General features: G+C 55.0%; 9 protein-coding genes. 8 read left to right on the top strand and 1 reads right to left on the bottom strand.

Annotated features, from left to right (window positions below; translation table 11 throughout):
• The first annotated feature begins 215 nt into the window (after nt 1–215).
• Entirely contained in the window at nt 216–2,894 is a 2,679-nt protein-coding gene (clpB, locus tag FF011L_RS09765; RefSeq protein WP_145351503.1) for an ATP-dependent chaperone ClpB, read from the top strand.
• Nucleotides 2,895–3,002: 108 nt separating this feature from the next.
• Here the strand turns inward: clpB and FF011L_RS09760 are convergent, their stop codons facing one another.
• A complete protein-coding gene (locus FF011L_RS09760; protein ID WP_145351502.1) occupies nt 3,003–4,700 on the bottom strand; it encodes an ATP-binding protein in 1,698 nt (565 codons plus the stop codon).
• A gap of 198 nt (nt 4,701–4,898) precedes the next feature.
• Here FF011L_RS09760 and FF011L_RS09755 point away from each other — a divergent pair, with 198 nt between their 5' ends.
• The 7 genes from FF011L_RS09755 (at nt 4,899) to FF011L_RS09725 (ending at nt 15,602) form a co-directional block, all read left to right on the top strand.
• Nucleotides 4,899–6,986, top strand: a complete 2,088-nt coding sequence (locus tag FF011L_RS09755; protein ID WP_218933113.1) for a M28 family peptidase — start codon at nt 4,899–4,901, stop codon at nt 6,984–6,986.
• A gap of 159 nt (nt 6,987–7,145) precedes the next feature.
• Nucleotides 7,146–7,757 carry an OmpH family outer membrane protein gene (locus FF011L_RS09750; protein WP_246109840.1) on the top strand — a complete coding sequence of 204 codons (612 nt, stop codon included), beginning with the start codon at nt 7,146–7,148 and terminating at the stop codon, nt 7,755–7,757.
• A 98-nt stretch (nt 7,758–7,855) separates the two neighbouring features.
• Nucleotides 7,856–8,734, top strand: coding sequence for a UDP-3-O-acyl-N-acetylglucosamine deacetylase (gene lpxC / locus FF011L_RS09745; RefSeq protein WP_145351500.1), 879 nt, complete (start codon nt 7,856–7,858; stop codon nt 8,732–8,734).
• Nucleotides 8,735–8,815: 81 nt separating this feature from the next.
• On the top strand, nt 8,816–9,622 hold the full coding sequence (lpxA, locus tag FF011L_RS09740; RefSeq protein WP_145351499.1) for an acyl-ACP--UDP-N-acetylglucosamine O-acyltransferase: 807 nt from the start codon (nt 8,816–8,818) through the stop codon (nt 9,620–9,622).
• The gene (locus tag FF011L_RS09735) at nt 9,619–10,710 is read left to right on the top strand and encodes a Gfo/Idh/MocA family oxidoreductase (RefSeq protein ID WP_145351498.1); all 1,092 of its coding nucleotides are present in this window, start codon (nt 9,619–9,621) and stop codon (nt 10,708–10,710) included. Before lpxA ends, FF011L_RS09735 begins: the two co-directional genes overlap by 4 nt.
• Before the next feature lie 412 nt (nt 10,711–11,122).
• A complete protein-coding gene (locus FF011L_RS09730; protein WP_246109839.1) occupies nt 11,123–14,155 on the top strand; it encodes a DUF1549 domain-containing protein in 3,033 nt (1,010 codons plus the stop codon).
• Nucleotide 14,156: 1 nt separating this feature from the next.
• A complete protein-coding gene (locus tag FF011L_RS09725; RefSeq protein ID WP_145351497.1) occupies nt 14,157–15,602 on the top strand; it encodes a DUF1501 domain-containing protein in 1,446 nt (481 codons plus the stop codon).
• Nucleotides 15,603–15,878 lie beyond the last annotated feature (276 nt).

Below are 15,878 nucleotides of genomic sequence, written 5' to 3'. Positions count from 1 at the left end.
TTCAATGCAGCGGAGTGACACCTTCGATTCGGTGTCAAACACCAAACGACTCCCGCCACTCCACTGCATGGCTACAGCGTTACGACAACCGTCGTAACGCTAATTCGAAAGCTCCTTGCTGACGATTCGATTTAATTGCGCCCTCGGTAGCTTGATGCAGCCGAGGTTTTTTTACGGAAATATTTAGACTTCCAAAGATAATCCAGGAGACTGACGTGGCATTTCAATTCGACAAATTAACCGTGAAGGCCCAAGAGGCCGTGACTGCCGCACAGTCGCTGGCGTCCGGGAACGGAAACCCAGAAATCGATCCCTTGCATTTGCTGAACGCCTTGCTGCAGCAAAAAGATGGCGTTGCCGTTCCACTGCTGACAAGGACAAAGATCGATGTCGACCAGCTGATTTCTTTGGCTAGCGCCGAGATGAAAAAGTTCCCGATCGTCAAAGGTGGCCGCCCGCCTCAAATCGGAGCAAGCCTAAACGGAGTCCTCGAAGCGGCCGCCGATAAAGCGGCCCAGATGAAGGACGAATACGTCAGTAGTGAACACCTTCTTCTGGCGATTGGTGATGTCGATGGCAAGGCGAAAAACATTTTGCGTCTGGTCGGCGTCGATAGTTCAGCATTGCTGAACGCCCTGGCGGACCTCCGCGGTTCCGCTCGCGTGACCGATCAAAATGCGGAGGACACTTACGAAGCCCTTAATAAATATGGCATCGACCTGGTCAAATTAGCCCAAGCTGGCAAATTGGATCCAGTGATCGGTCGTGATGATGAAATTCGTCGCGTCATCCAGGTGCTTTCACGTCGCTCGAAAAACAACCCGGTCCTGATCGGGCAACCGGGTGTCGGTAAAACAGCGATTGCCGAAGGCTTGGCCCTACGGATCGTCGAAGGAGACGTTCCCAATAGCCTAAAGAACAAACGGGTGATCGCCCTCGATATGGGTTCCTTGGTCGCCGGAGCAAAATTCCGCGGTGATTTCGAGGAACGCCTGAAATCGGTCATCCGCGAAGTCAAAGACTCCGAGGGCCAGGTGATCCTGTTCATCGACGAATTGCACTTGGTCGTCGGAGCCGGGAACGCAGAAGGGTCCGCGGACGCAGCGAACCTGCTGAAACCAGAACTCGCCCGCGGATCGCTCCGCTGCATCGGAGCGACAACTCTGGACGAATATCGCAAGAACATTGAAAAAGACGCTGCACTTGCACGTCGCTTTCAACCGGTTTTTGTCCCCGAACCAAACGTCGAGGACACGATCGCGATTTTACGCGGCCTAAAACCTCGTTACGAAGCCCATCATGGTGTGCGGATCACCGACAGCGCGATCGTCGCTGCGGCTCAACTGTCACAGCGTTACATCACCGACCGCTTCCTGCCCGACAAGGCGATCGACTTGGTCGATGAAGCCGCAAGTCGCGTGGCGATGGAAAAGGAAAGCGTGCCGGAACCGATCGATCAACTTCAGCGACGCTTGCAGCAATTGGAATTGGCCGATCGTCAGCTGGCAGACGAACCGGATGCGTCGGCAGCCACACGTCGCGAAGCCGTCCATGCCGAAATGGAAGACCTTCGCAAACGTTTGGCGAGCCTCCGCGAACAGTGGGAGGCCGAGAAAATGGGTCTGGACGATGTCCAGTCCGTTCGCCAAGAACTGGAACAGGTCGAACATAATTTTCGCACCCGAGAAACCGAACTGCGGCAACGACAAGCCGCCGGCCAACCGGTTGCCGAAAGTGAGTACCAAGAACTGTTTGAAATGGACCAGAAACGCCGCAACCTTAACGAGCGGTTGGAAGCGATCGAAGATCAAGCCAAACAGGAACCCGCGGAATCGTCCGATACCGACGACGAACTGGGAGACCATCGTCGACTGCTTCGCAAAGAGGTAACCGATGAAGAGATCGCCGAGGTCGTCGGTGCTTGGACCGGAGTCCCCGTGAGTCGCATGATGGAAACCGAACGTGCCAGGCTATTGGTTATGGAAGAGCGGTTGCATCAACGCGTTGTCGGGCAGGACGAAGCGGTCACCGCAATCGCCAACGCGGTCCGTCGTAGTCGCAGCGGCCTGCAAGACCCGCATCGACCGATCGGTTCCTTTTTATTCCTAGGCCCAACAGGGGTTGGTAAAACGGAAGTCTGTAAAGCGCTTGCCGAGATCATGTTCGATGACGAAGCCGCAATGGTTCGAATTGACATGAGCGAATTCATGGAACGGCACAGCGTTTCCCGGCTGATCGGTGCCCCTCCGGGATACGTTGGCTACGAAGAAGGTGGCAAACTGACGGAATTGGTACGTCGACGCCCTTACTGCGTGGTCTTGCTTGATGAAATGGAGAAGGCGCATCCAGATGTCTTCAACATCCTTCTGCAAGTCCTGGATGATGGTCGCCTAACCGACGGACAGGGTCGGACAATCGACTTCAGTAACACCGTCATCGTGATGACCAGCAATGTTGGCAGCCAAGCGATCCAGCGAGTCACCGACGAAGGTGGTTCAAGGGAAGAACTGTTAGAAGCGGTCGCAGAACCGCTGAAGGCTCGATTCTTGCCGGAATTTTTGAATCGAATCGACGAGACGGTTGTCTTCGAACCGCTGCGTAGGGAACAGATCCGCGATATCGTCGAAATCCAACTGAAGCATCTGACGGGACGGCTTTCCGCTTCCGGACTGGGATTGAGGGTGACCGACAAGGCGATCCAACAGATTGCCGATGAAGGTTTCGACCCCGCATACGGAGCACGCCCATTAAAGCGGGTCATTCAGAAAGAAGTCGAGAACCGACTAGCAACCGCATTGCTTCGTGAGACCTTCGATGAAGGGGACACGGTCGTCATCGACTACAAGGATGGCGAGTACACCTTCACCGCAGACAAAGAGAGCAAGGACGAATAAGGTTCCGCAAGGCTGTTAGACATTTAAGCGCCTGCAGCGATCAGCGGAACGGCACAATCCGTTCCGCTGATTTAATCCAAAGCGGACAAAGATTGTAGCCGTCCGGCCCTATGCGATTGTGTCATGCGATCCGAAATGGGAATCGTCCGCCGGATCGTCCCCTTTGGTGCCGCCTTCTCGTTCTTCGCTCAGTTCGGGTGGCGGCGGCAACTGGATGCGAAACAGCGTCCCACCGCTGGCGACGTCTTCAATTTCCAGCTCGCCTTTGTGCTCCTCGATGATTTTTTTGCAAACCGGCAGCCCTAAGCCTGTCCCTCGAGCCCCTTTTCCCGATTCGAACGGTGAAAAGATATTCGCTCGCTGTTCAACAGGGATACCGGGGCCATTGTCGGCGACTTCAATTGCACACCCCTGATCCGCCGTCCGGAGCGTCCTGACGCAGACCTCTGGCTGTTCCATTTCCGACGCCGCGTCGATGGCGTTGGTTACCAGGTTCAGCAACGCCCGGTGAATCGCCTCGGGATCAAAGAAAGCGAGCGGCATGTCATCCTGCAGATCCGTTTTCAGATCGCAACGGCATTCGGCTGCGCGTACCAGCATCAATTCAACCACATCGCAGACCGTTTCATTCAGGTCCGCCAACACTCTTTCGGGCTGGCGTTCTTTGCTGAACGTCAGCATGTCCATCACCAGATTCGAAATCCGCTCCTGGTTCTTTTCGACCATTCCCCAACCGCGGCGGACCGCATCGTTGTCTTCGCGTTTCAGGCCGGTATCGATCAGATACCCTCCCCCTCGAATCCCCTGCAGAATGTTCTTGATGTGGTGCGATAGATTGGCGATCGTTTGCCCCATCACGGCCAGCCGTTCGCTTTGCATCATGGCCGAGTAATAGAAGGTGTCCTCGATCGCCAGTGCGGCCTGGTACCCGATCGCGGTCAACAACCGCAATTGATCGTCATTAAATCGGCCGATCTGTCCGCCCGCAACAAAATTGCCAGGCGAGGTGTAGGTATCAACGTACAACGCTCCAACAATGCCGTAACGCCCCTGCAGCGGAACACAAAGCGCCTCACGAATCCCGGCTTGCACAATCGACTGAGCCGCATTCCAGCGTTGGTCGTCGGTCGCGTCACTGGTCCGGATCGCTTCCTTGTGCTCCATGACGTAATCTAAAATGGTGCGGCTGATCGATATCGGCTCGGTCGCCTTCTTGTCGTTGCGGTCGCACCTAGCGGCTGGCCGCAATTCGCCGGTCTCGCTGTCCAGCAACATCACGCAGCCTCGGTCCGCCACCACCCAGTCAAAAACCAGATGCAGCACGCGATCAAGCAATTCTGGAATCTCGGTCGTCCGGCCAACTGCCAAAGCGGTCAGGTACATCACCTCCAGCGACGAATCTCCGCTGGCATTGCTTGAAGAAAGTTCGGCGGACGAAACAATCTGCGAAGCTTCCGCAAACGAGGCTTGCTGGACAATATCGACACTATGCGCAGCCTCCAGTGAAGCGGGGCGACTGGATCCGGTGAAGATCATCAAGGTTTGCCCGATCAGAATCCGGTCACCACTTTGCAGGGTCTGTTCCGTGATCCGCCCACCGTTCACTTCAGAACCATTGCTGCTGCTTAGGTCTGCGATCGAAAAATCGATCCCGTTTTCCGATCGGATCGCCGCATGCTCTCGGGAAACTTCACTGTCCAGCAACTGAATTGCGTTTGTAGGATCACGACCGATCGTAATCCTACCCATTTCCAACGGGAAATGGCGTCCTTGGTCGCGACCGCGAATGACAAACAAAGAAGCCATGAAAATTGAAGGGGAATCAAAGGAGCGGCAGGGTGAAGATCCATTCAGTCCGCACATGATACCGTCGAGTGATCGATCCTTCACCTATGGGGCCTAATCGTCCGCCGTCTGCAAAGGCCCCCGGCAATGCAAAGTTCGTTATCTTATGGAACTAGCAGGCTACTTCCCCCCTCGTCACTACGCCCGAAGGTACATGTTGTGCTCTTTACTGGACAATCTATCCGCACTGTCAGTCGCTTCAGCGCGACGCCATTAGGCTTTTTTGCGGGGTTCATTGTAATCCTCGGGGGACCAACGCTTGGATATTCTCAAGCGGTTGATGCCCCTGAAATCGCTGCCCCCGCTGCGGACATCAGCCCGCTGACGGATGGCGATGCGTTCTCTCGCCTGCAGACCGACATGTTCTATTTGGCGGACGACGAAAGAACCGGACGCGGTCCTGGAACCCCCGGGCTTGACCAGGCAGCGGAATACATTGCCAACGTGTTTCGGGATGCGGGTCTGAAGACGGACCTGATCGACGGGCAGCCCTTTCAGCCATTCCAGATCGAACTGGGCGCTGAAGCGACCGACGAAGCGAACAACTATGTACTGGTAACCGACTCGAAAGGTCCCCCCCAGCGATACGCCTTGGACGTCGGAATGCGTCCGCTTGCTTTGGGCGCTTCCGGCGAAGCTAACGGCCGCTTGGTTTTTGTGGGCTACGGAATCTCCGCCCCCGAATTGAACTACGACGATTTCGCCGGTGTCGACATCGAAGGGGCGATCGTCATGTTGATTCGCAAAGCCCCGACCACCCCCGATAAAAAGGGACCGTTTGATGCGAAGCAGAACGCTCGCCACACCTACTTTTCCACCAAAGTTCAAGCTGCCGTCCAGCGCGGCGCTGCCGGCGTCCTGATCGTCAATGATCCCGCATCCGGTGCCGCCCAACGACGGCGGCTTCAACAGCGGGTCGCGGCCGAACAGGAACGGATCGATACGATCGACAAAAATATCGCCGATGCCCCTGCAGGTCTCACCAAGGTGATCTCCAGACTACAGGAGACCAGAGAGGTGTCGGTCAAGCAGATCAAACAGCTGGAAACGGAACTCGCTTTGGCGGAAAACGCTTTGCTACAGGTCGGAGAGGCGGGAGGCCTGAAAGATCCGGTTTCGGCCCCCGTCATCAGTTTCTCGCGAAAAGCCGCTAGCCAGATGCTAAAGGAATCGCTCGGATCCGATCTGGAAACCATCGAACAAGAGATCGGTTCGACTCATCAGCCACAAAGCCGCGAAATACCCGACTTAGAACTAAAAGTAAAAACCGAGATTCGCGACTCTAAAATCACGACGTCCAATGTGTTGGCCACGCTGCCAGGCCGCGGCCCTCTGGCCAACGAAACGGTTGTGATCGGAGCTCACTATGACCACGTGGGAATGGGCGGCAATGGCTCACTTGCGCCGGGGACGATCGCCGTCCACAACGGAGCCGACGACAACGGCAGTGGAACCGTAACGCTACTGGAAGTCGCCCGCCGTATGCGGGCGGAGTTCGCCGAGTCCGAATCCCACCGCAGGATTCTGTTCATTGCCTTTAGCGGTGAAGAGCGAGGACTGCTAGGAAGTAAGTTCTATATTGCAAACCCGGTTTTCCCTTTGCAAGATACCGTCGCAATGATCAATTTAGACATGGTCGGCCGGCTAAAAGACAATGAAGTCACCGTCTATGGAACCGGAACCGCCATGGAATTCGACGGTTTGCTGGACCGGATCAATGAGAAATCGCAATTCAACCTGACCCGAGTTGCTAGCGGATACGGTCCCAGTGACCACTCATCTTTTTATCAGGCAAAAATCCCGGTTTTGTTCTACTTTACGGGGCTGCACAACGATTATCACCGTCCTTCTGACGATTTCGACAAAATCGATTTTGGCGGACTAGTCCGAATAACCGATACAGTACTTAGCACTGCTAAATTCCTCGCAACTGGAACTCGTCCGACCTACCAATCGACCGAGCCTGGGGCCAAGATTACCCGTCAATTGACAGTTCATCTTGGTATTCGCATGCAAAACGGAGACAACTTCGTTCGCATCGCGGAAGTGGCCCCTTCCAGTCCCGCGGAACGAGCCGGGCTAAGAAGTGGAGACATTGTGACGCAGATGGATGGAAAACCGATCAAGCATTCCGACGAAATATTGGCGGCCCTACGCAATAAAAATCCTGCAGACCTGATGACGGTCGCAGTCAAACGAGGGGCAGACGTCCAAAAGTTCCGTGTTTTACTTGGTCAACGCGAATAAAAAAATTACTATTTACCTGACAGCGGACTATCTGCAGAATAAGCCGCGCGTGCAAGGACCCCGGCGGTCATTGCCCGACCAATATTGGTCGATCGTGGCCGACGGATCGGTCGCCGACGGCACAAAAAAACGCACTATCAAATTGCAAGGAGAGCGGACGTGCGAATCTCGAAATCAGTAGCTTTTGTTTTAAGTTGTTTGGCGATTGGAGCAGTGGCCCCGGTCACTGCCCAGGCTCAGGCCCCCGCAGCAGCCGCAGCAACTACCGGCGGCCATCGTGTTGCCGTCGTAGATGTCGCACGAATTTTCAAAGAATCCCCGGCGATCAAAAGCCAAGTGGAAGCCGTTGAAAATGAACTGAAGACTTACGATGCAACCCTCGCGGGCAAACGCGACGCCCTGAAGGCTGAAGTTGAAAAACTGAAGGTCAACAACGTGGGCTCCCCTGAGTACACCGCTCAGGAAGAAAAAGTCGCCGAGATGGAATCGAAGCTTCGTCTAGAAATGGCTCGCAAACGTAAAGAACTGTCCGATGCCGAAGCACGGATCTACTTTGAAAATTACCAGAGCATCGCTGAAGCGGTCAAATACTTGGCCAGCTACAACAAGATCAACTTGGTCTTGCGTTACAACAGCGAAGAAATGGACATGGCCAAAGGCGAATCGGTTATCCGTGGCGTGATGAAAAACATCGTCTACCACGAACCTTCGTTGGACATGACCGACTTGGTCATGCAGTATCTGAATTCGCGAGTAGCTAACAAACGTTAGTAGTCCTCGAGGATTACTAGTTTTGCCGGTCGGCATTGTGCCGGCTGGCCGATTGCGGATTGACGCAATCAATTTTTTCGGCAAGGAGGCCGAAGACCATGCGACAACGAAACGAACACACAATCGCGCATGATTGCCAAGTCCAAGGCCTCGGGTACTGGAGTGGAATCCCGGTTTGCGTGCGAATGCTGCCCGCATCCCTCGGGACAGGTATCCGGATGGTTCGCACCGACCTAGAAGGTGCTCCGATCCTGGAAGCGAACGTACTGACACGTCAAAATCAAGAACTTCGAACCACCCTATCGGAAGGGACCGCCTGCTTTCAAATGGTGGAACATTTGATGGCCGCCCTGTACGCCCTTGAAATTGACAACTGCATTATCGAAATAGACGCAGAAGAATTGCCCGGACTGGATGGCTCCGCTGCAGCGTATGTCGATGCACTACGCTCCGCCGGCTTGGTGATCCAAGCCGCTGCTCGGCCACAGTTGGTCGTGGACCGAACGGTTCGCGTTGGCAACGCCGCCAGCTGGATCGAAGTATCCCCTTCGCCAGACAATAACGCACATTACGAATACCAGTTGGATTACGGCCCTGAATGCCCGATCCGCCCACAGACTTACCGGACCACTTTGCGAGTCGATTCATTCTGCCGCGAAGTTGCTCCGGCGAGAACGTTTGTGACCGCCGACCAGGCTGAGCAGTTACGCGAAGCGGGTGTTGCGAAACATGTAACGAACAAAGATTTATTAGTCTTTGATGATGACGGACCTGTCGACAATTTGTTAAGGTTCAAAGATGAGTGTGCCAGACACAAACTATTGGATATGGTTGGTGACCTAGCACTGGTAGGATGCGATGTGATTGGAACCTTCGTATCCCACCGCGGCGGACATTCCCTGAACGCCAAACTAGCAAGTAAACTACTGAAGTTGGCCGAGACTAGCCTTGAAATTGGCAACTCTCGAGCCGCTTAATTTGTCGAGATCAGACGACTGGCACTATCTGCAACTGGAATGCGGATAGACAGCGAGAGTTTTGCAAAAGGATTTGCATTTATGAGCGTCAACATTGCCGCAACTGCCGCTGTCGACCCGCGGGCCGAAATTCATCCGGGGGTTGAGATCGGCCATTACTGTGTGATCGGGCCTAACGTCAAACTGGGCCGCGGATGCGTTCTGGCGAACCATGTAACGATTACCGGCAACACCACCATCGGGGAAGACAATCAATTCTTCCAAGGTGCGGTGATCGGTGAAGCGCCACAGGACCTTAGCTACCGAGGGGAACCCACAAAGGTTCTGATCGGTAACAAGAATATTTTCCGCGAATCGGTAACCGTAAACCGAGCGACGACCAAAGAGCAGGGCATCACGCAGGTTGGCAACAACTGCTTCTTGATGGCTGGTTCTCACGTCGCGCACGACTGTAGCGTTGGCGACCGTGTCGTGATGGCAAACAACGTCATGCTGGGTGGGCATTCGCACATCCACGACGATGTCACCATCAGCGGCGGCGTTGGCGTTTCCCAGTTCGCGTCGATCGGATCGTTCTGCTTCGTCGGTGCGATGTCCCGAGTCCTCCACGATGTGCCTCCCTACATGCTGGCCGAAGGCGGACCGGCGCACCCACGATGTGTGAATATCGTGGCACTCAAACGAAACAATTTCTCGGCCGAGGATATCAAAGTCCTCCAAAACGCCTTCAAACTGCTTTACCGATCCAAAGTTGGTAAAGAACAAGCCGCCGAACTACTGCTTAGCACAGGTCCCATTCGGCCGGTCCTAAAACATGTCTTCGATTTTCTTGATCACTCACGCGGTGGACGTCATGGACGTGGCCGCGATCGTAGGAGAGCAGCGTGACACAACGCATCGCGGTTATCGGCGCAGGACATCTTGGCAAAATCCATGCTCGCTTAATCCGCCAAGTGGATGGCGCGGAATTGGTTGCCGTCGTCGACCCTTCGGAATCGGCTCGCCAAACCGCGGCGGAACAACTGGACGTTTCGGTTGCTGCCGACGTCGATGCGATCCTCTCCGATTTCGATGCCGCGATCATTGCTTCGCCAACTCCCTACCACGCAGCGACCGCCGCAAAGCTTCTGCGAGCCGGAAAACATCTGTTGGTCGAGAAACCGTTGACGACCGGAACAGAGGATGCCTTTGAACTGGTGCAGCTTGCTCGAGAAAATCGATGCACCTTGCAGGTAGGCCATGTCGAACGGTTCAATCCGGTTTGGACTGCCGCTCAAGAAATTCTTCAAAAGCCCAAATACATCGAAGCGGTTCGAGCAAGCCGTTTCCCTGGACGCTGCTTAGATGTTGGCGTCGTGATGGATTTGATGATCCATGACATCGACTTGGTTTTGTCTCTGACCGACGCCCCTCTTCGCTCCGTTCACGCAAGCGGAATTTCCATGGTATCGGACCATGAAGACCTTGCCGAAGCGCGACTGACTTTTGAATGCGGATTGGTTGCAAACCTAAAAGCTTCACGCGTCAGCCCCACCCCATCCCGAGACATGCAGGTCTTCAGCGAATCAGGGTTCACCGCAATCGACTTTGGCGGTTCGCTGACAACGCTCCGGCCAAACCCAGCGATCCTCTCTCGCGAATTCCAATTGTCTGAAGAAACCGACAACCCAATGGGATTCAGCGATCAATTGTTCAGCGAATGGTTGCCGGTAGAGACTCCGGAAATCGTCCCACGAAACGCGATCCTAGACGAATTGCACGACTTTGTAATCTGCTGCGACACCGGGGCCACGCCCACGGTAAGCGGATTGGCAGGCGCTCGAGCGGTCCAAACCGCCACCGCCGTTTTGGCTGCAATCGATGCCCGTCAATGGACGGCGGACCAAACGCCCGATTCAGTCGGTCCATTTGCCACTCCAAAGGAATCGATCGCCGCCACAAGTCGCCGAATCCACGATCAACGACGAGCCGCGTAACGCGAGTTCGACATCGATCGAATTTAGTTTCCATTTACAAAAACGACGGTAATCAACGTTACCGTCGTTTTTTATGGAATGAACGAAAACGCGAAGTTCCGATTCCCGATTGAAACAACGCAATGGGCGCTTTCCGCGGTTTTCGTTGCCAGGGACGTGCAAGCAATCAGTGACGGTTTCCGGTTTGGTTTCAACTCACGCAACGACACTTCGCCAGAGCGTGGACTGACCGGCAGCCCCTCCGTGGTTCATTCCCCGATTCTAAGGCCATTCTCTTTGCAGGATTGTGCGTGATCCCTTCTTTCGGATCCGCCAATACCTTCGACAAGACATTCGCGCCAGACCGAGATTCGTTTCTGCTATACTAGGTTGGGCCTACCCACCCCACCCACCAGCTTGCAAGGAACGCCTTGTGCATCTATCACGCTACCGATGGTCGACCGTCGGACTGCTTACGATTTGCTGTGTGTTGACGTTGCCAGAGCAGTCGCATGCTCAAAAAGTTTCTTTCTTGGAATCAGTTGCTCCGCTACTTCAGAACCGATGTCTGCAGTGCCACAATGATTCGGTTACAGAGGGAGGCCTGTCGCTGGCAACTTCACAGGACCTTGTCGACGGTGGTTACGTCCAGCCAGGTTCGCCGGATGAAAGTGATTTAATTTCGCTTGTCACTCCCCACGGCGCACGAGCGGAAATGCCGAAGGATGAACGCCCCCTGACCGGCGAACAGATAAAAACCCTTGCTCAGTGGATCGAGGAAGGAGCGACCTGGCCGTCAGACGTTGTCCTGACCGATCCGGTTGTGAGCGATTTGGATTGGTGGTCCTTGAAACCTTTGACCCGTCCCGCTTTGCCGGCAGGCAACCAAACCACTCATCCAGTCGATAATTTCGTGCAGGCGGGTTACACCAAACAGGGGCTGTCTCCTGTGCAAACAGCCTCTCCTGAGAATTTGGTACGGCGAATCTATTACGACTTAACCGGATTGCCACCGACGGGCGATGAAGTGGCTGCATTCTTACAGGAGAGCAAGACAGATCCCGAAGCCGCTTGGCTGACATTGGTCGATCGCCTGTTAGCGTCGGATAATTTCGGGGAGAAATTTGCACATCATTGGCTGGATCTGGCTCGATACGCAGAAACCCATGGGTACGACAAAGATAAACTCCGGACCAACGCCTGGCCGTATCGCGACTACGTGATTGCCAGTTTCAACGCCGACAAACCCTATTCGCGTTTTGTCCAAGAACAGGTTGCCGGCGACGTTCTGTTCCCAGGAACGCCTGACGGAATTGTCGGCCTTGGTTTTTTGGCGGCGGGACCTTGGGATTTTATTGGTCACGTCGAAGTCGGTGAAGGGAAACAGGACGGGCGGATCGCCAAGCATCTAGATCGAGACGAAATGCTGGCGGCCTGCTTCAATGTCTTCATGAGCACGACCATCCAATGTGCCCAATGCCACAATCATAAATTTGATCCGCTATCGATGCAGGATTACTACGAAGGGCATGCGATTTTTGCAGCGGTCGATCGAGCCGATCGCTTGTACACGGGACTTTCCCCCGACCAGCTTCAGGAAAGGGATTCGTTGGTCGCAGAACTGGCCGCATTGAAATCGGAATCGAATCGCTTGGCGGCGGAAGCGAAGTCTCGACTGGCCCCCTTGGTTGCCGATCTAGATCCAAAAATCAAAGCCCTGCGAGACCAATTCGGTCAGCAACCACCCGCACAGCATGGGTACCACAGTCAGGTTTCGAAATCGAACGCCGAGGCAAAATGGATCCAAATCGATTTTGGCGACGTGGTTTCAATCGACAAAATTCGATTGCGTGCCGCATTTGACAATTACAACCAGATCGGAGGCGGCTTCGGATTCCCGATCCGCTATCGCGTCGAAGGCTCCCAAGATCCACTGTTTCAGGATGCGACCGTCCGCCTCCTTCACGACGCCTCCACATCCGACCAGCCGAACCCTGGATTGAAGCCTGTTGAAATTGCCGGCGAGGGAGTCCCCGTCCGTTACCTGCGAGTGACCGCCACGAAACTTGCAGAACGAAAAAACGACTTCATCTTCGCCCTTGCCGAACTGGAGTTCGATATCGACCGCGACGTCAAAACGTCCGGCGGAACCGACGATCAAAAGCTACCCACGGCTCCTTCGATCACGGCACTCGATTCGATTGAATCGGGGGAACGCTGGCGGCAAATCAATTTGGTGGATGGGATCTACTACCAAGAACTGCGAGACGCTTCGGCCCAGCAAGAACTTTGGCGGTTGCTCGAGCAACGCGACCAATTCGTCCAACAGGTCCGCGATCCTCAAGCGGAACTCCGGCAAACAGAAATTCAAAAACAGGCCAAAACGTTAGAAGCAAAAATCGGACAGTTTCCAGAAGGCGAATTTGTCTACGCAGCTTCCACTCAATTTTCGCCTGCCGGACAATTTCGATCGACCGGTGGTGCCCCTCGCGCAATCCACTTATTGCATCGCGGCGACATTGGTTCCCCTGGAGACCTGATGCACCCTGATGGACCGATCCTCTGGGGCGAAGCATCCTGGCCGTTTCAAGGGATCGCTGTTACGGATGAACAAGCCGCACGCGGTGCGTTTGCAGAGTACCTAACTTCGCCGGAAAACCCATTAACCTGGCGTGCGATCGCCAATCGATTGGTGCAGTGGACCTTCGGCAAACCACTGGTGGGGACTCCGAACGATTTCGGCAGGATGGGGATGCTGCCCTCGCATCCCGAACTTCTCGATTTCCTTGCGGCCACGCTCCGAGATGATCCGAACCACTCCTTAAAATCAATCATTCGCTTGCTTGTGACCAGCCAAACCTATCGCTTGGCGGCCACCACTGACGAAGCCAACGCCGACTTGGATGCCGACAATCGTTATCTCTGGCAGGCCCATCGACGCCGACTGAGTGCCGAAGAGCTGCGTGATTCGATGTTGGCGTTGGCCGGAGTTCTACAGATCGATCAACGGGGCGGGGCAAGTTTCCAAGATTTTGTCATCGAGAAACCTCAACATTCGCCTCACTACGAATACCACCTGCATGACCCGCTGGACCCGCGGTCACACCGCCGCAGTATTTACCGCTTTGTCGTCCGCTCCCAGCCTCAGCCGATGCTGACCACGCTGGACTGTGCCGACCCATCGATTAGCGTCCCGATGCGAGACGAATCGACCACAGCGTTGCAAGCGTTGACGCAGTGGAACAGCCAACTTTCGATTGCGATGGCAGACCAGTTTGCAGTCCGCCTAAAAGCGTTGGACTTTCCCACCGAACAAGCGGCCGTTCAGTGGGCCTGCCAACAAGCATGGGGACGCGCACCAACAGAAGAAGACCTTGCGGTGCTGGTCCCTCTTTTGAAAGTTCACGGCGGTTCGGCACTCGGCCGTGTGTTAATGAACTCCAGTCCGTTTACCTACATTGAATAGAATGAATCCACAACGACGCATTTTGTTGAAACAGGGATTAGGCGGATTCGCAGGAATTGCGCTCGCGGACCTTTTGCAAAAAGAGATCACCGCTTCGGCTGCCTCTTCACCGGTCTTGCATCATCCGCCTCGAGTCAAACGGGTCGTGCAATTGTTCATGGCAGGAGCCGCCAGTCACGTCGACACGTTTGATCACAAGCCCTACCTGACTAAACACCATGGCACGCCGTGGGATCCAGGCGAAAAGGTTGAACTGTTCCAAAGCACTCCCGGGGCAACCATGGGAAGCCCTTGGGAATTTCGCCCCTACGGCGAACATGGCAAAATGTTAAGTGACATCGTGGCCCCTTTGGGAAAAGTCGTCGATGACATCGCATTCATCCACAATGTTGTCGGCAAAACGGGTGTGCATAGCCAGGGAACGCTACTGCAAACAACCGGGTTCAACCTGCCTGGTTTCCCGAGCGCTGGGTCGTGGGTTTCGTATGGACTAGGAAGCGAAAACGATAACCTGCCTAGCTTTGTTGTCCTGCCAGACCACCGCGGATTGGCTTCCAACGGGGCAAAGAACTGGGCAAGTGCATTCCTACCTGCGGAGCATCAGGGGACCGTTATCCGTCCGGGAAGCGCGAAACCTATCGCCGATTTGTTTCCCCCCGAAGCGGCAACGATCACCGCCAATACCGAGCAAGCGGGACGCGATGCGTTGGCGAAACTGAATCAGCAGTACGCGGACCAGCGGCCCGAAGATGGACGCTTAGCCGCCCGAGTCCATGCCTATCAGTTGGCCGCCGCGATGCAGTTATCGGCTACCGATGCGTTGGACGTTTCGGATGAACCGCAATACATCCAAGACCTCTATGGATTGTCTTCGCAAGGCCCAGGGGTCTCGGACGATCAAATCAACGTCCCGGCGGAAAAGGAATTCTTTGGGCGCAAATGCTTGATCGCCAGGCGACTGCTGGAGCGAGGCGTCCGATTTGTGCAGGTATGGAGTGGCAACGACAACGGGCATCCACGGCGCAACTGGGACAGTCACGAAAATGTTAAACGCGACCACGAACCGCTTGCGCTGGGAATGGCGCATGGTGCTTCAGCGCTGATTCAAGACCTTGCACAACGAGGACTGCTGGAAGACACGCTTATCCTGTGGACCACCGAATTTGGGCGAATGCCTTGTTCGCAGGGAAGCCTCGGACGGGACCATAATCCGTTTGTGTTTACCAACTGGATGTGCGGCGGGGGGATTCGCCCCGGGACCTACGGTGAGAGCGATCTATGGGGATACAAGCCGCTCGACCGCGGTCACAAAACCGAGGTCTACGACATCCATGCAACGGCGATGCATCTGCTGGGCATCGACCATACTCGACTGTCCGTCCGCCACAACGGAATCGATCGTCGCTTGACCGATGTCCACGGGCATGTCCTGACCGACCTACTGTAAGCAGTGACGTCAGCAGCGAATGGAGGCCGATCGCAACTCCAATTCCTAGCGGAACGGCGCAATGGCGTGCGATTTATAAACGAAGACAGTCTGGCTCCCCTCGCCCTCAAAACAAGCTCGCTTAAAACAGGTTTGATACTGGATCAACGGTTCGCCAGCTAATTCAATTAAGGTCGATTCAAAAGCTTGTTTTGGGGGAGAGGGGCTGGGGGAGAGGGGCCGACAGCGCTGGGCAAGGCGTGGCATAATCGCTTGAAATTCGAGGCGTTCACCGCG

Source organism: Roseimaritima multifibrata, from assembly GCF_007741495.1.
GTDB classification, from domain to species: domain Bacteria; phylum Planctomycetota; class Planctomycetia; order Pirellulales; family Pirellulaceae; genus Roseimaritima; species Roseimaritima multifibrata.
This window is presented reverse-complemented; position numbering and strand designations above follow the sequence as displayed.